Below are 20,398 nucleotides of genomic sequence, written 5' to 3' on the forward strand. Positions count from 1 at the left end.
CAAGGGGCCTGCCCGCAAGGCGCCGGGCCAGAAGGCCCCCGCGAAGCAGGCGGCCAAGAAAGCTCCGGCGAAGAAGACGGCCGCCAAGAAGGCCCCGGCCAAGAAGGCCGCGCAGGGCCGGGCTGCAGTCCAGAAGACGACGGGCCGGGCCCCGTCGAAGGGAGGCGCTGACCGATGAACACAAGCCCGCTCACGGACGCGGCCCGCTCCGAGGCCGCCGACCGCCTGAAGGCGGAGCTGCAGCAGTACCTCACCGCCCAGGCCGAGCGCCTGCTCACGGGCGCGGGGCGCAAACTCGGCGAGACCACCGGCAAGCTCAACGACATAGCCGAGGGGAACAGCCCGGGCTTCGCCCAGCTGGCCATGGACGCCGGCCGCAAGGTCGCCGAGGGCAAGGGCCCGGTGCGTTCCGTAGTGGAGCTCGGCCTTTCCCACGCGAAGGACACCGTCATGGACAAGGTGCGCAACGCCGGGGGCGGCAAGGGCAAGGGGAAGAGCAGCGGTCAGAAGCCGACCGTCATCCTCGAGTCGGTCGACGTCGGTGTGCCGGTGCGCACCGCCTACGACCAGTGGACCCGTTACCAGGACTTCAGCATCTTCACCAAGGGTGTGAAGAGCGCCAGCCGTACCGACGACATCACGTCGGACTGGAAGGGCAAGATCTGGTGGTCCACCCGCAGCTGGAAGGGCCACACCGCCGAGCAGGTCCCCGACTACCGTATCCAGTGGTCGTCGGAGGGCGCCAAGGGCACCCACAAGGGCGTTGTCACCTTCCACTCGCTCGACGAGAACCTCACCCGCATCCTGCTGGTGATGGAGTACTACCCCAGCGGCTTCTTCGAGAAGACCGCGAACATCTGGCGCGCCCAGGGCCGCCGGACCCGTCTCGACCTCAAGCACTTCGCCCGGCACATTTCCATGAAGGGCGAGGCGGACGAGGGCTGGCGCGGCGAGATCCGCGACGGCGAGGTCGTCCGCAGCCACGAGGACGCCCTGGCCGAGGAGGAGGAGAACGAGGCCGAGGAGCGGTACGAGGACGAAGGGCCCTACGACGAGACGGAGGACGCCGGGCAGGGGGAGGATGAGGAGTACGAAGGCGAAGCCGAGGAGGACGAGGAACCCGAGGGCGAGTACGAGGACGAGGAAGCCACCGAGGACGAGGACGAGGACGAGTACGCCGAGTCCGGGAGCCGTCGATGACGATGGCCGGTCGGCTGCCCGAACCCTACGGACGTGACGGCGGGGGTGCCAATCTCGCCGACATCCTGGAGCGCGTCCTGGACAAGGGCATCGTCATCGCCGGTGACATCAGGATCAACCTGCTCGACATCGAACTGCTCACCATCAAACTTCGCCTGGTCGTCGCCTCCGTCGACCGGGCGAAGGAGATGGGCATCGACTGGTGGGAGCACGACCCGGAGCTGTCCACCCGGGCCCGGCGCGACCAACTCACCCGGGAGAACCACGAGTTGCGGGAGCGGCTCGCGGCCCTGGAGGCGCTGGAGGCCGGACACGGACAGCGACAGGAGGAGGATCGATGACCGCACAGGCCGGACTCCGGTATGTGTACGCCGTCTGCCGCCCCTTCGAGGCTGCCCTCCAGTCCCAGCTCACCGGCGTGGCCGGCGCCCCGCCCGGGCTGCTCAGGCACCGCGGCCTGGTCGCCGTCGTCAGCACGGTCCCGGAGGGGGACTTCGCCGAAGGGCCCTTGCGGGAGCATCTGGAGGACCTGGACTGGCTGGCCGCGACCGCCCGCGCCCACCAGGGCGTGGTCGACGCGCTCACCACCGTCACTACGCCGTTGCCGCTCCGGCTCGCCACGGTCTTCCGGGACGACAGCGGCGTTCGGACCATGATGGAGGCCCGCGAGGCCGACTTCCTGCACACCCTCGACCGGCTCGAAGGACGGGTCGAATGGGGGGTCAAGCTGTACGCCGACCCGCCGGAGAAGGATCCGGCGCCCGCCGGCAAACCCGCGAGCGGGCGGGACTACCTTCGGCAGCGGCGAACCCGCAGCCGCGAACACGAGGAGAAATGGCGGGCCGCCGAGGAATTCGCCCGTGTCCTGCACGAGCGGCTTTCCCAGCACGCCGAGGATTCCCGGCTGCACCCACCGCAGAACGCGGCGCTTTCCGGAGTGCCCGGACAGAATCTGCTCAACGCGGCCTATCTGGTGGGGCGCTCGGATTCCGAGGAATTCGTGGAACTGGTGGACCGTACGAAGGGCGAGGCACCCGGCATGAGGGTGGAACTCACCGGGCCATGGGCGGCCTACTCGTTCACGGAACTGATCGCGGAGCCGGGGCAGCCGGGGCAGCCGGGCGAGTCGGCGGAGTCGGGGGCCGAGCGGTGACCGTCGTCGAACGCCGTGAGGTCGCCCTGGTCGACCTGCTCGACCGGCTGCTGGCCGGCGGGGTCGTCATCACCGGCGACATCACCCTGCGCATCGCGGACGTCGACCTCGTCCGTATCGACCTCAACGCGCTGATCAGCTCGGTCAACGAGCAAGTGCCCGCACCCTGGGGGGAGCCGACGTGAGTGAGCACCGCGATCAGGAGCCGGGCGAGCGCCGCAACCGGCTGGACCTCGACCCGGACACGGTCGAGCGCGACCTGGTCAAGCTGGTGCTGACCGTCGTGGAGTTGTTGCGCCAGCTGATGGAACGGCAGGCGCTGCGCCGTTTCGACACCGGGGAGCTCACCGAGCAGCAGGAGGAGCGGATCGGGCTCACCCTCATGCTGCTGGAAGACCGCATGGCCGAACTCCGGGACCGGTACGGACTGCGGCCCGAGGACCTGAATCTGGACCTCGGGCCGCTGGGACCGCTGTTGCCGCGCGAGTGAACCGGCCACCAGGGGGTGGCCTCACCACCTGTACCAGCGGCCCCTGCCACCGGCGCCGGTCGTGCCGCGGACCAGGAATCCGAGGAGCCACAGCACGAGCACGGCGAGCGCGATCCACCAGAGCAGTTTCACTGCGAATCCGGCACCGAAAAGAATCAGCACCAGAAGCAGTACCAGCAGAATGGGAACCATAGTTTGACCTCCTGGCACCCGGGTTTCCCGAATTAGGCGGATCAGACTCACTTCCGGCAGAGAATTTCTCCGTGCAGGACGGCGAACCAGCCGTCGTCCCGCACCGCCCACTCCCGCCAGGCCGCCGCGAGCGCGCGCAGTTGCTCGGTGGTCGCGTGACCACCCTCCGTGGCCCGTCCGGCGTACGACGAGGCGACCGTGCGGTCCGCCCACAACCCGCCCCACCACGCCCGCTCCTCGGCCGTGCTGTACGTCCAGGTGCCGGAGGTGGCGGTGATGTCGGTCAGCCCCGCGGCCAGCGCCCAGGACTTCAGCCGCCGCCCGGCGTCCGGCTCGCCCCCGTTGGCCCGCGCCACCCGCCGGTACAGCTCCAGCCAGTCGTCCAGGCCCGGCACCGCCGGATACCAGGTCATCGCCGCGTAGTCCGAGTCCCGTACGGCGATGAAGCCCCCGGGCCTGGTGACCCGGCGCATCTCGCGCAGGGCCCGCACCGGGTCGCCCACGTGCTGGAGCACCTGGTGGGCGTGGACCACGCAGAAGGTGTCGTCCGGGTAGTCCAGCGCGTGCACGTCGGCGACCGTGAAGTCCACGTTCGTCAGCCCGCGCCCGGCGGCGGTCTCCCGGGCCTGCTCCAGGATGCCCGGCGCGTGGTCGGCGCCGGTGACATGGCCGTCGGGAACCAGTTCCGCGAGGTCGGCGGTGATCGTGCCCGGGCCGCAGCCGATGTCCAGGATCCTCATGTGGGGCTTCAGCGAACCGAGCAGATAGGCCGCGGAGTTGGCGGCGGTGCGCCAGGTGTGGGAACGCAGCACCGACTCGTGGTGCCCGTGCGTGTAGACGGCGGTCTCCTGCGGTTTCGACATGGCTCGGCCCCTTCGCTGCACACCAGGCGGACGGGGCCGGACGACCCCGTCCCGCGGTACCGGCAAAGCTACGCCCGTATGCCGAATGATGAGACCCGCGTTCTACGATGTGGACAGACGCTCTGTCGGTGAGGCTCTGTCAGTGGGGTCGGTAGACGGTCAGCGCCTCCGGCAGCTTCTCCACCGTCACCTCGCCCGTCACATCGGTGACCTCACCGTCGTACGCGAGCGGGGTGCCGGTCATGAGGCCGGTGAGACGCAGCCGGCGCACCCGCGCCTCCGCGAGCGCGGGGGAGCGGGTCAGCGGACCCGCCACGGCGGCGGCGAGCAGGCGCAGCGCGGGATGCCGGCCGCCGTGCACCACCCGCACGTCCAGCAGCCCGTCCGCCAGGTCGGTACGGCGGCCCGGCGTGAGCCCCATCCGGTGGTAGACGCAGTTGCCGACGAACAGCAGCCACAACGGGCGTGACGCGCCGCCGAGTTCGACCTGCAGCGGATGCTGGTCCGTGCGCAGCACCCGCAGCGCCGCGAGCACCTCGGCGGGCCGGCCGCCGATGCGGTGCGCCCAGCGCTCCCGCTCCCGCACCAGCTCCGGATACACGCCGAGGCTCAGCGTGTTGAGGAATACGCCCTCCCGGCCGTCGCAGGCGAAGCGGCCGACGTCCACCCGGACCGCCTCGCCGTCGCGCACCGCGCGGCCCAGGCCGCGGCCGTCCTCGACACTCAGGTCGTAGGCGAAGTGGTTGAGGGTGCCGCCGGGCAGCACCGCGAGCGGCAGGCCGTGCCGCAGGGCGATCTGGGCGGCCGCGTTCACGGTGCCGTCGCCGCCGCACACCCCGAGCACCTGCGCCCGCAGCGCCGCCTTCTCCAACTCGGCCCGCACCTCGACCGGATCGCACTCCACCAGTTCGGCCTTCGGCAACTCGTCGTGCAGCGCCCGGACCCGGTCGGCGCTGCCCGAGGCCCGGTTGGCCACCATCACCAGGCCGTCCCCGTCGGGCAGCGCCGGGGCGTCCGCACGGGGCCGGGGCGGCGGGCCGGTCTGGATCCGGGTCGGCACCAGCCGGCGTACGGCGAACGCGGCGCCCACGCCCAGCGCCGCGCCCGCGAGCACATCGCTCGGGAAGTGCACGCCCGTATAGACCCGGGACATGGCGACGGAGAACGCCAACGGCGCCACCACCGCGCCCCACGCCGGGGACTCCAGAGCGACCCCGGTCGCGAACGCGGCCGCCGACGCCGCGTGACCGGAGGGGAACGAAGTGGTGATCGGCTGCCGCTTCAGATGCCGTGCCGCCGGCACCGGGTCCAGGACCGGCCGGGGCCGGCGCACCGAGCGCTTGCCAACGGTGTTGATGGTCAGGGAGGCCACGCTGAGCGAGGCCAGGCCGCGGGCGGCGGCCCGGCGGGCCCGCGGGGTGCGGGACGCGGCCACCGCGGCCGCCGCCGCGAACCACAGCACGCCGTGGTTGGCGCTGCGGCTCAGCCGGGGCAGCACCGGCTCCGCGAACGGCCAGTTCCGCTCGGCGGCCGCCTCGAACAACCGCAGGTCGAGAGCGAGCAGCCGGTCACGCAGCGCGTGCCGGCCGGGCTTCAGGACGGTCAGGTCAACATCTGGGCTCATGCGGGTGCGGGTACCCTGAAGTGGCTGTTTCCTGCCGGTACGCGGTGCGGTCGAGTGAGAGGAACCCCCCGGATGCGCCTGCTCCTCATACGTCATGGGCAGACCCCGACCAATGTCGAGTACCTGCTCGACACCGGCGTACCGGGCCCCGGCCTGACCGCTCTCGGCGAGCAGCAGGCGGCAGCCCTCCCCGAGGCCCTCGCCGACGAGGACATCGAGGCCCTCTACGTCTCCACCCTGACCCGCACCCAGCTCACCGCCGCTCCGCTGGCCGCGGCCCGCGGCCTCGTGCCGATCGTCCGCGACGGCATCCGCGAGGTCTCCGCCGGCGACCTGGAGATGCTGCCCGGCCACTCCGAGGCCGGCAAGAACTACATGCGGACCGTGTTCGCCTGGGCTGCCGGGGACACCGCGCATCGCATCCCCGGAGGGGAGACCGGTGACGAGGCCCTGGCCCGGTACGACGCCGTGATCGCCGAGGCCGCCGCCAGTGGAGCCCGGACGGTCGCCATGATCAGCCACGGCGCCGCGATCCGCCTGTGGACGGCGGCCCGCGCCGACAACGTCGACGTCCCCTTCGCCGCCGCCCGCCCGCTCGAGAACACCGGCGTGGTGATCCTGGACGGCTCCCCGGACGACGGCTGGAAGGCACTGTCCTGGGAGGGCGCGGTCGTGGAGCCGACGGGCGCGAGCGGGCCGACGGGGGAGCCGTTGGAGTCCGCCGCGGAGTGACTGTGCGTCACAGGGATGCCGACGTGTTCGGCTGCGGGCCCGGTGGGAACTGCGCGAGCAACCCCTACGCGCCCGCACCCGCAGGCGTCGGGCTGATAACGGTTTGCCCCAGGTCGGGGGCGCCACGCAGAATGCCTGACCATGGGACATCTGGAAGCCGCGCATCTTGAGTACTACCTCCCCGACGGGCGGGCCCTGCTCGGCGACGTGTCCTTCCGGGTCGGTGAGGGGGCGGCCGTCGCCCTGGTCGGCCCCAACGGCGCCGGCAAGACCACCCTGCTGCGGCTGATCTCCGGCGAGCTGAAGCCGCACGGCGGCACGGTGACCGTGAGCGGCGGCCTCGGCGTGATGCGCCAGTTCGTGGGCTCCGTACGGGACGAGACGACCGTGCGTGATCTGCTGGTGTCGGTGGCCCCGCCCCGGATCCGGGAGGCCGCGCAGGCCGTCGACCGGGCCGAGCACGGCATCTTGACCGTCGACGACGAAGCCGCGCAGCTCCGGTACGCGCAGGCGCTCGCCGACTGGGCCGAGGTGCGCGGCTATGAGCACGAGACGCTGTGTGACATGTGTACGACGGCCGCGCTCGGTGTGCCGTACGAAAAGGCCCAGTGGCGCCAGGTGGGCACCCTCTCCGGCGGTGAGCAGAAACGCCTCGTCCTGGAGGCCCTGTTCCGGGGCGCCGACGAGGTGCTGCTGCTCGACGAGCCGGACAACTACCTCGACGTCCCCGGCAAGCGCTGGCTGGAGGCGCAGCTGAAGGAGACCCGCAAGACGGTCCTGTTCGTCTCCCACGACCGGGAACTCCTCGCCCGCGCCGCCGAGAAGATCGTCTCCGTGGAGCCCTCGCCCACCGGCGCCGACGCCTGGGTGCACGGCGGCGGTTTCGCCACCTACCACGAGGCCCGGCGCGAACGCTTCGCCCGCTTCGAGGAACTGCGCCGCCGCTGGGACGAGAAGCACGCCCAGCTGAAGAAGCTGGTGGTGAACCTCCGTCAGGCGGCCGCCGTCTCGCACGAGATGGCGTCCCGGTACGCGGCCGCGCAGACCCGGCTGCGCAAGTTCGAGGAGGCCGGCCCGCCCCCGGAGCCGCCGCGCGACCAGGACATCAGGATGCGGCTGCGCGGCGGCCGTACCGGCGTGCGGGCCGTCACCTGTACGGGACTCGAACTCACCGGGCTGATGAAACCCTTCGACCTGGAGGTCTTCTACGGCGAACGGGTCGCCGTCCTCGGCTCCAACGGCTCCGGCAAGTCGCACTTCCTGCGGCTGCTGGCCGGCCGGGAGGTGGCACACACGGGACAGTGGAAGCTGGGCGCACGGGTGGTGCCCGGGCACTTCGCCCAGACCCACGCCCACCCCGAGCTCCAGGGCCGTACCCTCCTCGACGTCCTGTGGACGGAACACTCCCAGGACCGGGGCGCCGCAATGTCCCGCCTGCGCCGCTACGAGCTGACGAACCAAGCCGAACAGACCTTCGATCGACTCTCCGGTGGCCAGCAGGCCCGGTTCCAGATCCTCTTGCTGGAGCTACAGGGTGTAACGGCTCTGCTGCTCGACGAGCCCACCGACAACCTCGACCTGGAGTCCGCCGAAGCCCTCCAGGAGGGTCTGGAGGCCTTCGACGGCACGGTGCTCGCCGTCACCCACGACCGCTGGTTCGCCCGCTCCTTCGACCGCTACCTGGTCTTCGGCACCGACGGCCGGGTCCGCGAGACCCCGGAGCCGGTGTGGGACGAGCGCCGGGTGGAGCGGGCCCGCTAGGGCCTGTTGCGAAAGTCCCGCCTGCCCCGCGACGCCCGGCACGCACTCTCGCCGCACCGGGCACAAACCCAAGTACGTCCAGTACGAGGGCTTGCACCCGGCACCCCGAGAGCACGCACCGGACGCCGCGGGGGCCGCCCTCCGGGCGGACGACGGGACTTTCGCAACAGGCGCTAGACAGGACCGGGAGCCCGGACCTCCGTAGAGTGGACGCAGGGATCCGGACCGCCGGGACGGACACGACGAGCGGGGTACCACCATGACCGGAGTCGACCCCAGCCGGCTGGACGACCAGCAGCTCATGAAGGAGCTGGAGAACATCCACCGGACGCGCCACGACACCCTGCTGTACGGCTCCAACGACGCGCTGCGCGCCCACAACGAGCGCATGGCCCAACTGGAGGGCGAGTATCTGCGCCGCAATCCGCGCCGCGTCGTCGCCGCCGGCCGCACCCGGGAGGGCGCCAGGGAACGCACCTGCGCCGAGACAGCGACACCGAGGACCTCCGCGACCTGAGACCGCCGCCGGTCAGCTGCGCGGCGGCGGCCGGCTCCGGTGTGCCCGGAGCCCCTCTCGGTCGGCCTTCTCAGTTGCCTTTCTCAGTTGCCCTTCTCGGCCTTGCTGAAGACGTCGAGGAAGGCCTCGCAGAACGCCTTGAGGTCGTCCGGCTTACGGCTGGTGACCAGTGTGTTGGGCCCGGCCTCGCAGATCTTTACCTGCTCGTCCACCCAGGTGCCGCCGGCGTTGCGGATGTCGGTCCGCAGGCTCGGCCAGGACGTCAGGGTCCGGCCGCGCACGACATCGCCCTCGACCAGCGTCCAGGGCGCGTGACAGATCGCGGCGACCGGCCGGCCCGCCTCGAAGAAGCTCTTCACGAACGCGACGGCCTTCTCGTCCATCCGAAGAAAGTCCGGATTGGCGACCCCGCCGGGCAGGACCAGCGCCCCGAACGAGTCCGCCGAGGTGTCAGCGACCACCTCGTCCACGGGAAAGGTGTCCGCCTTGTCGAGATGGTCGAAGGCCTGGATCTCTCCCGGCTCCGTCGACACCAGCACCGGCTCGTGCCCGGCGTCGGAGACCGCCTTCCACGGCTCGGTCAGCTCCACCTGCTCGACGCCCTCGGGCGCGCTCAGAAACGCGATACGCATGATATTTACTCCCTTGCTTCCTTCTCGGTGTCCCGGCTCACTCCCCGCCGACCACGGCCTCGGCCAGCGCCAGCAGGCTGCGGTAGCGCGTCGAACGCGGCAACCTGGACACCCGCTGGACGAGGTCGTCGGGGGCGTTGCGATGGCGCAGCACGCGTGCCAGTTCACTCGGCTGCGCCGGGAAGTCGTGCCTGGTCAGGAACCGGGCCAGCTCCAGCCGTACGGTCTCCAGCGACGGCCGCTCACTGGTCCACGGCAGGATCGGGGCGCGGTACACCTCCGGATCGTCCTCGGCGGGTGGCTCGGGGTCGTTCCAGTCCTCGGTTCGCGTCGGGTGCCCGGACCTGAGCAGGCCCTGCAGCTCGTGTTTCATCTCGTCGTCCCGGTGGACGCTCAGCCGGTCGCTGCCTCGCTGCATATCTCCCTCCAGGTGCTTCAGGGGGTGCGGGACGCGTACCCGGTGACGAGGGGCCGACACGCCAGAACCGGCCCGTGACGTCACCCGAAAGGGCGGGCGTGTCCCGCGAATGGGCGTCGGCCGCGGGCGGCACGGCGTGGGGCGGGCTGTGATGGCTGCGGGGGCACCAGCCGCGTGTCCCCGGAGTCGTACGTTCCGAGGAGTCATCCCATGCGCCGTACCGCTCGCGTCCTGTCCGTCGCCGTCCTGACGGGTGCCGCGTTCGGCGTCGCCGGTACGGCCGCCGTGGCCGGCCCCGCCGCCGAGGCGAACCCCGGCGGTGCGCGGCCCGGGGCCACCGTCACCGTCTCCGTGACCTGCGGGACGACGACCGGCGGGCAGGCACCCGCGACCATCCACGCCCCCCGGGCCGTCTCCAAGGGCGCCGGGACCGCCGACGGGACCTGCCCGGCCACGAGCGGGGAGCAGGAACATCCCTCGAGCACACACCTCACGGTCGCCCGGAGCGAGGGAGGCACGGTTCCTCGCGGCGACGGCGGCACGGTTCCGGGCGGGGACAGCGGGGTCCCGCACGGGGACGGCGGCACGGTTCCGGGCGGCGACAGCGGGGTCGTCCCGCACGGGGACGGCGGCACGGTTCCCGGCGGCGACAGCGGGATCCCTCACGGGGGTGACGGCACCGTCCCTCGCGGCGACGAAGCAACGAGTCCCTGGGGTGACGGCGGCACGGGTGCTCGGGGTGACGATGGCACGGGATCTCGGGGTGACGGCGGCACGGGTGCTCGGGGTGACGATGCCACGGGTGCTCGGGGTGACGATGGCACGGGTGCTCGGGGTGACGATGCCACGGGTGCTCGGGGTGACGATGGCACGGGTGCTCGGGGTGACGATGGCACGGGTGCTCGGGGTGACGATGGCACGGGTGCTCGGGGTGACGATGGCACGGGATCTCGGGGTGACGATGGCACGGGATCTCGCGGTGACGATGGCACGGGATCTCGGGGTGACGATGCCACCGGTGGTCGGGGCGAGGTCGGCGCGGCGTCCGGGGGCAATGACGAGCGGCCCTGTTCCGCGGGGCAGAAGTCGTGCGGCGGGGACGGGCGGGAGTGCTCGGACTCGCGTGGCTGCGGAGGCGGCCGCGAGTGCGCTTCCTCCGGTTCCTCCCGTCCCGGCGGCTCCTCCGGTTCCGGCGGTTCGGGTTCGGGCGGACCTGGCTTCTCCGGCTCATCCGGCTCGTCCGGTTCCTGTGAGGACGGGCGCTCGTGCGGTACGACAAAGGGCGCGTCCTGCGCGGACGATCACGGGTGTGACGAGCCACGCGGCGGTGACACGTCGTGTGATCCGCCGACCGTGGAGCACGGGGTGGCGGCCGGGGAAGGGGGCGCCTTCACGGACTCGGTTCCCGCGCTGGCCGCGGGTGGCATGCTGATCGCGGCCGCGTGCGGCGGCGCGGTGTACCGGCTGTGCGGCGGGAGGTCCCGCGCGGACGGGTGAGACGGCCGCCACCGGGTACCCCGGGGCGACCACTCCGGCACCGTACGCACCACCCGACGTAGAGCACGGCCCGGACCGGAAGGCACACGGCACCACGGACTGCGCGGAGGCGGACATGCGGCGGACGGATCCCGAGGGGCAGGGGCCGGCCCGGGACACGCCCGCGCGAGGCCATGGACCCGTCCGGTACGGGCCGCCGCTGCCCGACGACGGGCTGCCCGTCCTGCCCGAACTCTCCGCCGTGCTGGCCGCCGCCGCGAGCCGGGGCGGGGAGGAGCCCGTCGGCGGCGGCCCGGCGCTGCTCGACGCGGCCTGCGGCTACTGGGAGCGCCGTGGGCTGCCCGTCACGCCCGGCCGCGTTGCCGCCGGACCCGGCGCCCCGGCCCTCCTGCTGGCGCTCACCGCCGCGCTCGGCGGTGACGTCCTGGTGCCGCGCCCCTGCGCCGCCTGGTGGGCACCGTACGCCCGGCTTCTCGGCCGGCCCGTCTTCCACGTGGCCACCCCGGCCGAGTCCGGGGGCGTACCCGATCCCTACGCACTGCTGGAGACCGTGCGCCGGGTCCGGGACGAGGGCGGTGACCCCAGGCTCCTCGTCCTCTCCATCGCCGACGACCCCACCGCCACCGTCGCCCCGCCCGAACTGCTGCACGAGACCGTCGAGGCGGCGACCGGCGAGGGACTCCACCTGGTCAGCGACGAGACCTGGCGCGACACCCTGCACGCCGCACACGCGACCGTGCTGCTCAGCCCGGCCGAGATGCTCCCGGACCGGGTCACCGTCGTCACCGACCTGGCCGGCGCCCTGTTGCCGGCCGGCTGGCCCGCCGCCGTCGCCCGGTTCCCCGAGGGCGACACCGGTACGGCCCTGCACGCGCGCGTGCTCGACGTCCTGACCGCCCTCGGCGCCCGCCTCGCCGGGCCGGTCGCGGTCGCCGCCGGGCACGCGCTCGACGAGCCCGAGCCCGTCACCACCCGCCGGGAGGCCGCCGTACGCCTGCACGCGCGCGTGGCCGCCGCCGCGCACGCCGCGGTGGTCGCCGGCGGCGGCCTGGCCCGGCCCCCGCAGGCAGGCCGTCACCTGTACGCCGACCTGGAACCCCTGCGCGCCGCGCTCGGTGCCCAGGGGGTCGGCGACGCGCAGGAGTTGGAGGACTTCCTCACCGGCCGGCTCGGCGTGCCCGCGCCCGGCGGCCACCGCTTCGGCGACGATCTCCAGGCGCTGCGCGTCCGGCTCGCCACCGGGCCGCTGCTGGGCGGCACCGACGAGGAACGCCTGGAATGCCTCACGTCACCCGCACCGTCGGAACTGCCACACGTGCAACGCGCGTTGATGTCCTTGAGGTCGGTACTCGGCGACCTCCGCGACGACGCTCAGCGATGGGAGCCTCCTCGATGACGCAGCAGACGCATGAGTCAGGGTCCACCACGACGACTGCCCCCACGACGACTGCCCCCACGACGAACGCACCCACGACGACTGCCGACACGACTGCCACGACGACCCTGGACGACACCGCCCGCACAGCCCCGACTCCCTACGCGCCTCCGTCTCCGCCGCTCGCCGAACCCCGCCCGCTGGGCGAACTCCGGGTCTGGCCGCGGACTTTCCACGACCGTCTGACCGCACCCCTGCCCGGCCTCAAGGCCATGGCCCGCTTCGCCCGCGAGGGCTCCGTCCGCCCCGGGCGCGAGGGCCTCGCCGATATCCCGCTGCTGCCCTACGAGCCGGGCCCGCTGCCCCGCGTCGACACCGACACGGTCGCCGTCACCTGGGTCGGACACGCCAGTTGGGTCGTCCGGATCGGCGGCCTGACCGTCCTCACCGACCCCGTCTGGTCCCGTCGCATCATCGGCACCCCGGCCCGCATCACGCCGGTCGGCGTCGCCTGGGAGACCGTGCCGCGCGTCGACGCGGTGGTCATCAGCCACAACCACTACGACCACCTGGACGCCCCCACCCTGCGCCGCCTGCCGCGCGACACCCCGGTGTTCGTACCGGCCGGCCTCGGCCGCTGGTTCCGGCGCCGCCGCTTCACGACCGTCACCGAGCTGGACTGGTGGGAGGCGGCCGAACTGTCCGGTGTCCGCTTCGACTTCGTCCCCGCCCACCACTGGTCCAAGCGCACCCTCACCGACACCTGTCACAGCCTCTGGGGCGGCTGGGTCCTCACCGCCGCCGACGGGCGGCGTGTCTACTTCGCCGGCGACACGGGTTACGGCCACTGGTTCTTCCGCATCGGAGGCCGCTACCCGGGCATCGACCTCGCCCTGATGCCCATCGGCGCCTACGACCCCCGCTGGTGGCTCAGCGACGTCCACCTCGACCCGGAGGAGGCGGTCCGGGCGACGCAGGACCTGGGGGCACGGCGGATGGCACCCATGCACTGGGGCACGTTCGTCCTCTCGGCAGAGCCGGTCCTGGAACCCCTGACACGGGTGCGGGCGGCCTGGGAGAAGGCGGGGCTGGAGCGGGAGGATCTCTGGGATCTGCCGGTGGGAGGGTCGAAGGTGATGGACAGGGTCGGATCAGACAGCGCCGGGTGACCGAAGCGCCCCGAAAGGGGCGCGGGGTCGTCACGTTTCGCGGCCTCGCCGCGTGGGCGGGTCAGCCCCCCACGCACACCCCCGGGCTATCTACGCACCGCACCACCCCGAACCCGCCGCCACACACTCGGCGCCGCGCTGATCACCACGGTCAGCGCGACCGCCACCACAACCCCCTCCCACGGCTCCGGGAACAACGACCCACCCACGATCCCGATCAACTGGTACGTCACCGCCCAGGCCAGACACGCCGGTGCGTTCCCCCGCGCGAACCGCCTCAGCGGCCACTCCGCCAGCAGACACGCCAGCATCACCGGAATCCGCCCCGCCGGCACCAGGCGCGACAGCACCAGCACCGTCACCCCGTGCTCGGCCAGCTTCTCCTGCGCCTGCTCCAGCCGGTCCTCCGGCGCCCGCGCCCGGAGCGCCGCCAGCCAGCGCGACCCGTTCCTCGACCTCATCCCGCGCCGCCCCAGCCAGTACAGCGCCGCGTCCCCCAGGAAGGCGGCCGGCGACGAAGTCACCAACACCAGCGCCAACGCGAACGGCGCCGTCTGATGAAAGGCCACCACCGCCGCCGAACTCACCAGCGCCCCCGTCGGTATCACCGGCAGCAGCGCCCCGACCAGCACCAGCAGAAAGAGCGCCGGATAGCCGATCGCCTGCTGCGTGGACTCGGTCGACGAGGCCGGCGAGGTGGTCGCCGTGGCACCGGCGGCGGCCGCCATCACCACCAGCAGTCTCACCGTGCGACCTCCAGCCGCGCACCCTCCCCGTGACCGAGCTTGTGCACCGCCACCTGCGGCGCGTACTCCGCCGCGAGGCGCACGAACTCGTCGCCCGGTGCGTGGAACTCGTGCGGGCGCACCCCGTCCATGCCGATCGGCCAGTACGTCCCGTAGTGCACCGGCACCGCGCTGCGCGGCGCCAGCCGGGCCAGCGCCAGCGCCGCCCGCCCGGCGTCGAGGTGCCCCTCCCCGAGGTACGGTCCCCACCCGCCGACCGGCAGCAGGGCCACGTCCACCGGCCCGACCGCCTCGGCCATCTCGTCGAACAGCCCGGTGTCCCCGGCGAAGTACGTCCGTGCCGCGCCCTCGACGACGTATCCGAGGGCGGGGGAGCGGTGCGGGCCGACCGGCAGCCGGCGGCCGTCGTGCAACGCGGGCACGGCCCGTACGACGAGGGGGCCGACGGGTATCTCGTCCCCGACGCCGACCTCGGTGATCCGCAGCTGACGGAGCCGGCGGAGTGCGGGCACCGCACGTGGTGCGCCCCGGGGTACCAGCAGGCGCGTGCCCGGGGCGAGCCCGGCCAGCGAGGGGACGTGCAGGTGGTCGGCGTGCAGATGGGAGACGAGCGCGAGGTCCGCGCGACGGGCCTCGGGCGGCGGCGGGGCCCCCCGGCGTCGGCGTAGATGGGCGAGCCGGCGCGCGAACAGAGGATCGGTCAGCAGTCGTATGCCCGAATCCTCGATCGTGCAGGTGGCGTGACCCCACCAGGTGATCTCCGCCGGCACCCTCTTTGCCTCCTTCGCGCGACTCCCCGAAGCCTACGTGCAGGAGTAGTGTCGGCGGCGAAACCCGGAGGTGAGGGGGCGCCATGGGACAGGTGCGGGGTGCCTACGGCGGGCTCGCGCCGGTGCGGGTGACCGCCATCGCGAGTCTGACGCCCCTGGAGGAACTGGAGATCGACCCCTTCCTGGTCGACTCCCGCAGCCAGCACGCGATGTGCGCGCGCTGGGCCGTGGAGAACGGATACGTAATCGCCCGCGAACTCCTGGTCCGCGGGCTGCGCCACGACCACAGCGCCCTGTGGTCAGGTGTCCGCCCCGGCCTCGACGTCTTCGTCGCACCGAGCAGACGGGTCCTGGAGAGCGCGCTGTCGTCGGTCGAGGACTTCACGGCGGAGTGCGCGAGACGTGGGGTGCGGGTGGAGACGGTGGGGCGGGCCGAGCCCCGCTACGACGCCCAGATGAAGGCGCGGGTCCACCGGAGGCTGTCGATGCCGACGGCCGGGTACGACGGAAGGTGAGCCCGCTCGCCCCCATGACCGTATGACAGGGTTGGCGGCAGCAGGTCCGCGGCGGACGCGGGTCGCGGACGTGAGGTCGGTGGGGCGTGCGGTGGCGGCGGGGCGTCAGTCAGGTCGGGCGCAGCGTCGTGGTGTGGGCGGTGTCCACCGTCACCATTCTGGTCCTCGCCGGGATCCTGCCCGACTTCCGGCTCCAGTCCGCCGACGGTGACAGCGCCACCCGTATCGCCGTGACCGCGGCCCTCGGCGCCGGCGCCTTCGGTGTGCTGTCGGCCGCCGTATGGCCCCTGCTGGTACGACTGTTGCTGCTCGTGCCCGCACTCGTCCTCGGCCTGCTCGTGTTCTTCCTCAACGGCTCCCTCCTCCTCGTCGCCCTGCGCGTCAACCCCTCCGGGCAGAGCGAGGCCGCCCCGGAGACCGCCGTGATCGTGGCCGCCGTGATGTCCGCCGTCGCCTCCGCCACCGGCGGTGCGCTCGCCGTCCGCGACGACGACGCCTACCGGCGCCGGCTCTCCCGCCTCGCCACCCGCCGGCGCGGCTCCCACCCGCCCTGCCCGGCCGCCCCCGGCACCGTCTTCCTCCAGCTCGACGGCGTCGGCCACGACGTGCTCACCGCCGCCGTCGCCAGAGGCCTGATGCCCACCGTCGCCACCTGGCTGGACGGCACCCACCGGCTCACCCCCTGGCGCACCGACTGGTCCAGCCAGACCGGCGCCAGCCAGCTCGGCATCCTGCACGGCTCCAACTTCGACGTCCCGGCCTTCCGCTGGTACGAGAAGGACAGCCGGGAGGTGATGGTGTGCAATCGACCGACCAGCGCGGCCGAGCTGCAGCGCCGCGCCATGCTGTACACAGCCGACGGTGGACTGCTCACCGTGGACGGCGCCAGCCGCGGCAACCTCTTCAGCGGCGGCGCCGATGAACAGGCCCTCGTCCTGTCCATAGCCACCCGCCGCCGAGGCCGGAAGAACCGTTCCCGCGCCGGTTACTTCGCCTACTTCTCCGACCCGGCCAACGCCGTCCGCACGGCGCTCTCATTCTTCGCCGAGGTCGGCCGCGAGATCGGCCAGTCGACGGCGGCCCGGCTGCGCAAGCAGCGCCCGCGCGTCAAGCGCGGCGGCCTCTACCCCTTCGTCCGTGCCTTCGCGACCGTCGTCGAACGGGACGTCGTCGTCGCCGCGGTCATGGGCGACCTGCTCGCCGGCCGCACCGCCGTCTACGCCGACCTCGTCGCCTACGACGAGGTCGCCCACCACTCCGGCCCGCACAGCCGCGACGCCGAGAAGGTGCTGCAACGCCTCGACCGCGCCGTCGCCCTGATCGAGAAGGTCGCCGAGCACGCCCCGCGGCAGTACCGGATCGTCGTCCTCTCCGACCACGGGCAGAGTCCCGGTGAGACCTTCCACTCCCGGTACGGGCTCACCCTCGGAGACCTGGTCCGGGCCGGCTGCGGACTCCATGTGCCGCGCCGGGCTGAGCGTACCCATAGCGGCACCGAGGCCCGGGCCGCCGTCCGTGCGGCCCTGCGCAGGCCCGTCGAGGAGGGCGGCGAGAAGCACCGGCCCACCCGGCGCTCGGAACCGGTCGTCCTCGCCTCCGGCAACCTCGGCCTGGTCTCCTTCCCGGACGTGCCGCACCGCATGACCAAGGAGGAGATGGACGCCCGGTACCCCGCCCTGCTCACCAGCCTCGCCAACCACCCCGGCGTCGGCTTTCTGCTGGTGCGCAGCGAGGAGCACGGCGGGGTGGTGCTCGGTGCGTACGGCGCGCAGACACCGCTCGACCGGCTCGACGGCCGACCGGGGCCGGTCGCCGTCTTCGGTCCGGGCGCCGCCGACGCGGTCCGGCGCACCCACTCCTTCCCGCACACCGCCGACATCATGGTCAACTCCTGGTATGACCCCGAGTCCGGCGAAGTCCTGGCGTTCGAGGAGCAGATCGGGTCGCACGGGGGGTTGGGGGGCGCGCAGGGGAGGCCGTTCCTGCTGTCGCCGGTCTGCGTCTCCGTACCGGTGGAGGAGGGCGAGGAACTCGTGGGGGCGGAGGCCGTGCACCGGGTGCTGCGGCGGTGGCTCCGGGAGGCGGACGGGCCGCAGGTTCCGTTGTCTGCGGAGGGGGAGAGGGCCGCGTAGGAGGTCGGCTCGCGTACTCGGCCGCGTATGGCAGCCCCCGGCAGTCCGTTGCCCCGCAGCCGTTTACCGGGCGGTCCCGAAGTCCTGGGTCCAGTAGTTGTCGGGCTGCGCGAGGCCGACGCCGATCTCCTTGAACGCACAGTTGAGGATGTTGGCTCTGTGGCCGGCGCTGGACATCCAGCCCGCCATGACCTGGTCGGGGGTGGCGTAACCGTAGGCCACGTTCTCGCCGTAGGTGCTCCAGCTGTAGCCGGAACTCGTGATCCGGCTGCCGGGAGACGACCCGTCGGAGCCGGTGTGCGACATGTTCTGGTGGGCCGCCATGTCCGCACTGTGCGCCTGTGCGGTCTTGGTCAGGGTCGAGTTCAAGGTCACGGGTGAGCAACCGACCTGGCTGCGCTCGGCGTTGACGAGTTGCACGATGCGTGCGACGGCCCCGGACGCCGGGGCGGTGGTCTTCGGTGTGCTCGCGGGCGTGGGGGCCGCGGAGGCGGACGCCTTCGGAGTGCTGGGGGAGGTGGTGTGCGTGGACTTCGGCGCGGTGGTCGTCTGAGCACTCGCGGAGGCGGTCGGCGTCTTCGGGGTGTGCCTGGGCTTCGGCGCGGTGGTCGTCGGCGCACTCGCGGAGGCGGCCGGCGTCTTGGGTGCTTCCGCGGTACTGCGGTTGTGCTCGTGGTGGTTGTGGCGGTGGTGCCAGTTGTCTTTCCAGCCGCGACCGCCGTCGCTTTCGTTCCCCGTTTCCTTGACCGCGGTCCGCTGGGCGGTGAAGGCCTGATTCTCTCCGCTGTCCGGCCAGCCGCCGCATGCCATGGCGGCGGACGGCACGCCCACGGCACCCACGGCGACAGCGGCGATGACTATCCGCCGGTGATGCTTCTTCTTGCGGTGATTCCCCATCGTGACCTCACTCGGTGACCGTGATTGCCCCCCCCTGCGCGGCGGGCCTGCACGGACTCGGCTGCTGAACTGCGGAAACGTCTTGCGGATCGCCATTCTTAGGACGACTTCACAGGCAGCGCAAAGGGCCTTCCTACTAACTTGCTTCGTAGTCTTGGCCGCCCTTGCCACGGCCGTGGAGGCGTGCGGGGCCGGATTCCGCTGTCCCATGCCAATTCCTGTTGCACCGTCACAAAGCCTTCGTCGGCTGCGCGGTGGGCGGAATTGCCGACTATGGGGAATGCCCTCAAGCGGCGGTATAGGGTGCGCCTAATATCAAGCCGGACAAATCCCTTTTGCCGACAGGGCGGTATCTACTATCGGGCGGGGTGAATGGCCCCACCCGGTGTGACGGAATTCACGGAACCATCCGTTCCGGTTCTGGCTCCCCTGGGGGCCGTGGCTCGTGTGAGCGCCCGGACGGCGTTACGCGTTCCACGGCCGCATGGGTGCGCTCGACGGTCTGTGCGAGGTCCTGCTCGTCGAAGAACGCCCACGGCTTGTCGGGGGACGAGGTGGTCACCGGGCGGTTGCAGCTGCCAAGGCCGTAGCACTCCGTGTCTGCCTCCCGACTCCGCGACCGCCCGGTCCCCGGCAGGGCCGGTGTCGGTGGCCGGACCTCTCGCCAGGCTGGGCTGACGCCCAGCCCCCGGTCGTGGTCGACGCCCCGGGGGCCCGCCTCGCAGCCTGGTGGAGACCTCTCCGTCGACAGTGATGCGGTACGGAGGATCCGCAGCACCCGTAAGGCGGTGTCCACCGCGAGCGTGGGGCGCACCTGTGGCCATGCTGGGAGCAGTGCCCGATCGGAGACCGAACCCCTGATGCTCCGACCGGCCCTCGACCTTGAGTGAGGAAGTGCATGGCTGCGATCAGAGCGACTGAGGACCCCGGCATCGGCATCGAGTTCCTGCACGAAGAGGTGGAAGAGATCGCTCAGTCCGACGATCCGGTCACCGCGGTCCGCGCGATGGTTCTGGCCGCCGCGGTCACAGTCCCCATCGCGGGACCCATCATGACCGAGGCCGCAGACCAGATTGCGGATGTCATCGCCCAGCGGAGGTCGGACCTCCGTGAGACGGATGACGGACACGGCGTCGAGGTCGTGCTCCCCGCAACCGCGCTTACCCTGGGCCGCTGGGAGATCCAGTCGATCCGGCCGCTGCCCACCACCGTCCGTTCGGTGTCGATGGCGGAGACGTTCGCGTCTCTGCGCAGTCAGGCGGCGCCGACGGCGGCGAGCCGGGGCGAGGACCTTCATGTCTTCGCCCGGGACCCCGACGGCCGGATCCAGTACAACCGGAGTGAGCGGGGCGAAGCGTTCGAGGGCTGGCAAGAGGTCCCCGGCGGCATGGTGGGCGCCACCCAGCCCGCAGCAGCGGCCCGGGGCGAGGACGTGCTCGTGTTCGTGACGGATGTGGAGGGGCGCATTCAGTTCAACAGACTCGGTGCGGACGGATCGTTCGCCGGGTGGGACCCCGTGCCGGGTGACTTCACGACCGATACCGCCGTAGCGGTCGGCACCCAGGGCGAAGTGGTGTTCGTCTTCGCGCGGGACGTCGAGGACAGCATCGCCTTCAACCGGCTGCTGCCGGACGGAACGTACGAGGGCTGGCAGGGCAGGAGCATCGCGTTCCGGTGAGCCTCCGACAGACAAGGTCCTGTGCTGGCAGGCAGGG

Annotated in this window: 23 protein-coding genes; 14 read left to right on the top strand and 9 right to left on the bottom strand. The window is 72.2% G+C overall.

Annotated features, from left to right (window positions below):
- The first annotated feature begins 174 nt into the window (after positions 1-174).
- From ABZ396_RS35030 to ABZ396_RS35050, 5 genes are read left to right on the top strand one after another with little or no spacing between them, the layout of a single operon-like run.
- On the top strand, positions 175-1,200 hold the full coding sequence (locus ABZ396_RS35030; protein ID WP_358920008.1) for an SRPBCC family protein: 1,026 nt from the start codon (positions 175-177) through the stop codon (positions 1,198-1,200).
- Positions 1,197-1,541, top strand: coding sequence for a gas vesicle protein (locus tag ABZ396_RS35035; protein ID WP_358920007.1), 345 nt, complete (start codon positions 1,197-1,199; stop codon positions 1,539-1,541). The genes ABZ396_RS35030 and ABZ396_RS35035 overlap by 4 nt, the downstream gene beginning before the upstream one ends.
- Entirely contained in the window at positions 1,538-2,353 is an 816-nt protein-coding gene (locus ABZ396_RS35040) for a GvpL/GvpF family gas vesicle protein (RefSeq protein WP_358920006.1), read from the top strand. Before ABZ396_RS35035 ends, ABZ396_RS35040 begins: the two co-directional genes overlap by 4 nt.
- Positions 2,350-2,538, top strand: a complete 189-nt coding sequence (locus tag ABZ396_RS35045) for a gas vesicle protein (protein ID WP_358920005.1) — start codon at positions 2,350-2,352, stop codon at positions 2,536-2,538. The genes ABZ396_RS35040 and ABZ396_RS35045 overlap by 4 nt, the downstream gene beginning before the upstream one ends.
- On the top strand, positions 2,535-2,843 hold the full coding sequence (locus tag ABZ396_RS35050; protein ID WP_358920003.1) for a gas vesicle protein K: 309 nt from the start codon (positions 2,535-2,537) through the stop codon (positions 2,841-2,843). The genes ABZ396_RS35045 and ABZ396_RS35050 overlap by 4 nt, the downstream gene beginning before the upstream one ends.
- 21 nt (positions 2,844-2,864) lie before the next feature.
- Here ABZ396_RS35050 and ABZ396_RS35055 read toward each other — a convergent pair whose 3' ends face one another.
- The 3 genes from ABZ396_RS35055 to ABZ396_RS35065 all read right to left on the bottom strand — a co-directional run bounded on the left by ABZ396_RS35055 (position 2,865) and on the right by ABZ396_RS35065 (position 5,522).
- Entirely contained in the window at positions 2,865-3,035 is a 171-nt protein-coding gene (locus ABZ396_RS35055) for a hydrophobic protein (RefSeq protein WP_358920001.1), read from the bottom strand.
- A 47-nt stretch (positions 3,036-3,082) separates the two neighbouring features.
- Positions 3,083-3,898, bottom strand: coding sequence for a class I SAM-dependent methyltransferase (locus tag ABZ396_RS35060; protein WP_358919999.1), 816 nt, complete (start codon positions 3,896-3,898; stop codon positions 3,083-3,085).
- Between the two features lie 139 nt (positions 3,899-4,037).
- Positions 4,038-5,522 carry a phosphatase PAP2 family protein gene (locus ABZ396_RS35065; RefSeq protein WP_358919997.1) on the bottom strand — a complete coding sequence of 495 codons (1,485 nt, stop codon included), beginning with the start codon at positions 5,520-5,522 and terminating at the stop codon, positions 4,038-4,040.
- Between the two features lie 72 nt (positions 5,523-5,594).
- On the opposite strand from ABZ396_RS35065, the gene ABZ396_RS35070 reads away from it, so the two are divergent.
- The 3 genes from ABZ396_RS35070 (at position 5,595) to ABZ396_RS35080 (ending at position 8,532) form a co-directional block, all read left to right on the top strand.
- Entirely contained in the window at positions 5,595-6,254 is a 660-nt protein-coding gene (locus ABZ396_RS35070; RefSeq protein ID WP_358919995.1) for a histidine phosphatase family protein, read from the top strand.
- Between the two features lie 141 nt (positions 6,255-6,395).
- On the top strand, positions 6,396-8,015 hold the full coding sequence (locus ABZ396_RS35075; RefSeq protein WP_358919993.1) for an ATP-binding cassette domain-containing protein: 1,620 nt from the start codon (positions 6,396-6,398) through the stop codon (positions 8,013-8,015).
- Between the two features lie 259 nt (positions 8,016-8,274).
- Positions 8,275-8,532, top strand: coding sequence for a DUF6158 family protein (locus tag ABZ396_RS35080; protein WP_358919991.1), 258 nt, complete (start codon positions 8,275-8,277; stop codon positions 8,530-8,532).
- 83 nt (positions 8,533-8,615) lie between these two features.
- Here ABZ396_RS35080 and ABZ396_RS35085 read toward each other — a convergent pair whose 3' ends face one another.
- The 3 genes from ABZ396_RS35085 to ABZ396_RS35095 form a co-directional block, all read right to left on the bottom strand.
- Positions 8,616-9,164 (bottom strand): type 1 glutamine amidotransferase domain-containing protein, encoded by a 549-nt coding sequence (locus tag ABZ396_RS35085; protein ID WP_358919989.1) that lies wholly within the window; start codon positions 9,162-9,164, stop codon positions 8,616-8,618.
- Positions 9,165-9,201: 37 nt separating this feature from the next.
- Positions 9,202-9,582 carry a DUF2795 domain-containing protein gene (locus tag ABZ396_RS35090; RefSeq protein WP_358919987.1) on the bottom strand — a complete coding sequence of 127 codons (381 nt, stop codon included), beginning with the start codon at positions 9,580-9,582 and terminating at the stop codon, positions 9,202-9,204.
- A gap of 203 nt (positions 9,583-9,785) precedes the next feature.
- On the bottom strand, positions 9,786-10,067 hold the full coding sequence (locus ABZ396_RS35095) for a hypothetical protein (RefSeq protein ID WP_358919985.1): 282 nt from the start codon (positions 10,065-10,067) through the stop codon (positions 9,786-9,788).
- Positions 10,068-10,947: 880 nt separating this feature from the next.
- Here ABZ396_RS35095 and ABZ396_RS35100 point away from each other — a divergent pair.
- The 3 genes from ABZ396_RS35100 to ABZ396_RS35110 all read left to right on the top strand — a co-directional run bounded on the left by ABZ396_RS35100 (position 10,948) and on the right by ABZ396_RS35110 (position 13,623).
- Positions 10,948-11,079: a hypothetical protein gene (locus ABZ396_RS35100; protein WP_358919983.1), complete on the top strand. Its 132-nt coding sequence runs from the start codon at positions 10,948-10,950 to the stop codon at positions 11,077-11,079.
- Positions 11,080-11,194: 115 nt separating this feature from the next.
- Positions 11,195-12,475 carry an aminotransferase class I/II-fold pyridoxal phosphate-dependent enzyme gene (locus tag ABZ396_RS35105; RefSeq protein ID WP_358919982.1) on the top strand — a complete coding sequence of 427 codons (1,281 nt, stop codon included), beginning with the start codon at positions 11,195-11,197 and terminating at the stop codon, positions 12,473-12,475.
- A complete protein-coding gene (locus ABZ396_RS35110) occupies positions 12,472-13,623 on the top strand; it encodes an MBL fold metallo-hydrolase (RefSeq protein ID WP_358919980.1) in 1,152 nt (383 codons plus the stop codon). The genes ABZ396_RS35105 and ABZ396_RS35110 overlap by 4 nt, the downstream gene beginning before the upstream one ends.
- An 86-nt stretch (positions 13,624-13,709) precedes the next feature.
- Here the strand turns inward: ABZ396_RS35110 and ABZ396_RS35115 are convergent, their stop codons facing one another.
- Both ABZ396_RS35115 and ABZ396_RS35120 read right to left on the bottom strand, forming a co-directional pair.
- Positions 13,710-14,351, bottom strand: coding sequence for a VTT domain-containing protein (locus ABZ396_RS35115; protein WP_358920064.1), 642 nt, complete (start codon positions 14,349-14,351; stop codon positions 13,710-13,712).
- A gap of 14 nt (positions 14,352-14,365) precedes the next feature.
- Complete coding sequence (locus tag ABZ396_RS35120) at positions 14,366-15,139, bottom strand: MBL fold metallo-hydrolase (protein WP_358919978.1); 774 nt, start codon at positions 15,137-15,139, stop codon at positions 14,366-14,368.
- An 83-nt stretch (positions 15,140-15,222) separates the two neighbouring features.
- On the opposite strand from ABZ396_RS35120, the gene ABZ396_RS35125 reads away from it, so the two are divergent.
- Together ABZ396_RS35125 and ABZ396_RS35130 are read left to right on the top strand one after the other, a co-directional pair.
- Positions 15,223-15,654 carry a hypothetical protein gene (locus ABZ396_RS35125; protein ID WP_358919976.1) on the top strand — a complete coding sequence of 144 codons (432 nt, stop codon included), beginning with the start codon at positions 15,223-15,225 and terminating at the stop codon, positions 15,652-15,654.
- Positions 15,655-15,785: 131 nt separating this feature from the next.
- Positions 15,786-17,786, top strand: a complete 2,001-nt coding sequence (locus ABZ396_RS35130; protein ID WP_358920063.1) for a phage holin family protein — start codon at positions 15,786-15,788, stop codon at positions 17,784-17,786.
- Between the two features lie 63 nt (positions 17,787-17,849).
- Here the strand turns inward: ABZ396_RS35130 and ABZ396_RS35135 are convergent, their stop codons facing one another.
- Entirely contained in the window at positions 17,850-18,683 is an 834-nt protein-coding gene (locus tag ABZ396_RS35135) for a CAP domain-containing protein (RefSeq protein ID WP_358919974.1), read from the bottom strand.
- A gap of 898 nt (positions 18,684-19,581) precedes the next feature.
- On the opposite strand from ABZ396_RS35135, the gene ABZ396_RS35140 reads away from it, so the two are divergent.
- Complete coding sequence (locus ABZ396_RS35140; protein ID WP_358919972.1) at positions 19,582-20,361, top strand: hypothetical protein; 780 nt, start codon at positions 19,582-19,584, stop codon at positions 20,359-20,361.
- Positions 20,362-20,398: the final 37 nt, after the last annotated feature.

This window comes from Streptomyces sp. NPDC005866, assembly GCF_040629895.1.
Lineage (GTDB): Bacteria > Actinomycetota > Actinomycetes > Streptomycetales > Streptomycetaceae > Streptomyces.

Coding starts and splice junctions, on each gene's coding strand:
- ABZ396_RS35030 (WP_358920008.1), top strand. CDS start 175: ATGAACACAAGCCCGCTCACGGACGCGGCCCGCTCCGAGGCCGCCGAC.
- ABZ396_RS35035 (WP_358920007.1), top strand. CDS start 1,197: ATGACGATGGCCGGTCGGCTGCCCGAACCCTACGGACGTGACGGCGGG.
- ABZ396_RS35040 (WP_358920006.1), top strand. CDS start 1,538: ATGACCGCACAGGCCGGACTCCGGTATGTGTACGCCGTCTGCCGCCCC.
- ABZ396_RS35055 (WP_358920001.1), bottom strand. CDS start 3,035: ATGGTTCCCATTCTGCTGGTACTGCTTCTGGTGCTGATTCTTTTCGGT.
- ABZ396_RS35060 (WP_358919999.1), bottom strand. CDS start 3,898: ATGTCGAAACCGCAGGAGACCGCCGTCTACACGCACGGGCACCACGAG.
- ABZ396_RS35065 (WP_358919997.1), bottom strand. CDS start 5,522: ATGAGCCCAGATGTTGACCTGACCGTCCTGAAGCCCGGCCGGCACGCG.
- ABZ396_RS35070 (WP_358919995.1), top strand. CDS start 5,595: ATGCGCCTGCTCCTCATACGTCATGGGCAGACCCCGACCAATGTCGAG.
- ABZ396_RS35075 (WP_358919993.1), top strand. CDS start 6,396: ATGGGACATCTGGAAGCCGCGCATCTTGAGTACTACCTCCCCGACGGG.
- ABZ396_RS35080 (WP_358919991.1), top strand. CDS start 8,275: ATGACCGGAGTCGACCCCAGCCGGCTGGACGACCAGCAGCTCATGAAG.
- ABZ396_RS35085 (WP_358919989.1), bottom strand. CDS start 9,164: ATGCGTATCGCGTTTCTGAGCGCGCCCGAGGGCGTCGAGCAGGTGGAG.
- ABZ396_RS35090 (WP_358919987.1), bottom strand. CDS start 9,582: ATGCAGCGAGGCAGCGACCGGCTGAGCGTCCACCGGGACGACGAGATG.
- ABZ396_RS35105 (WP_358919982.1), top strand. CDS start 11,195: ATGCGGCGGACGGATCCCGAGGGGCAGGGGCCGGCCCGGGACACGCCC.
- ABZ396_RS35110 (WP_358919980.1), top strand. CDS start 12,472: ATGACGCAGCAGACGCATGAGTCAGGGTCCACCACGACGACTGCCCCC.
- ABZ396_RS35115 (WP_358920064.1), bottom strand. CDS start 14,351: ATGGCGGCCGCCGCCGGTGCCACGGCGACCACCTCGCCGGCCTCGTCG.
- ABZ396_RS35125 (WP_358919976.1), top strand. CDS start 15,223: ATGGGACAGGTGCGGGGTGCCTACGGCGGGCTCGCGCCGGTGCGGGTG.
- ABZ396_RS35135 (WP_358919974.1), bottom strand. CDS start 18,683: ATGGGGAATCACCGCAAGAAGAAGCATCACCGGCGGATAGTCATCGCC.
- ABZ396_RS35140 (WP_358919972.1), top strand. CDS start 19,582: ATGGCTGCGATCAGAGCGACTGAGGACCCCGGCATCGGCATCGAGTTC.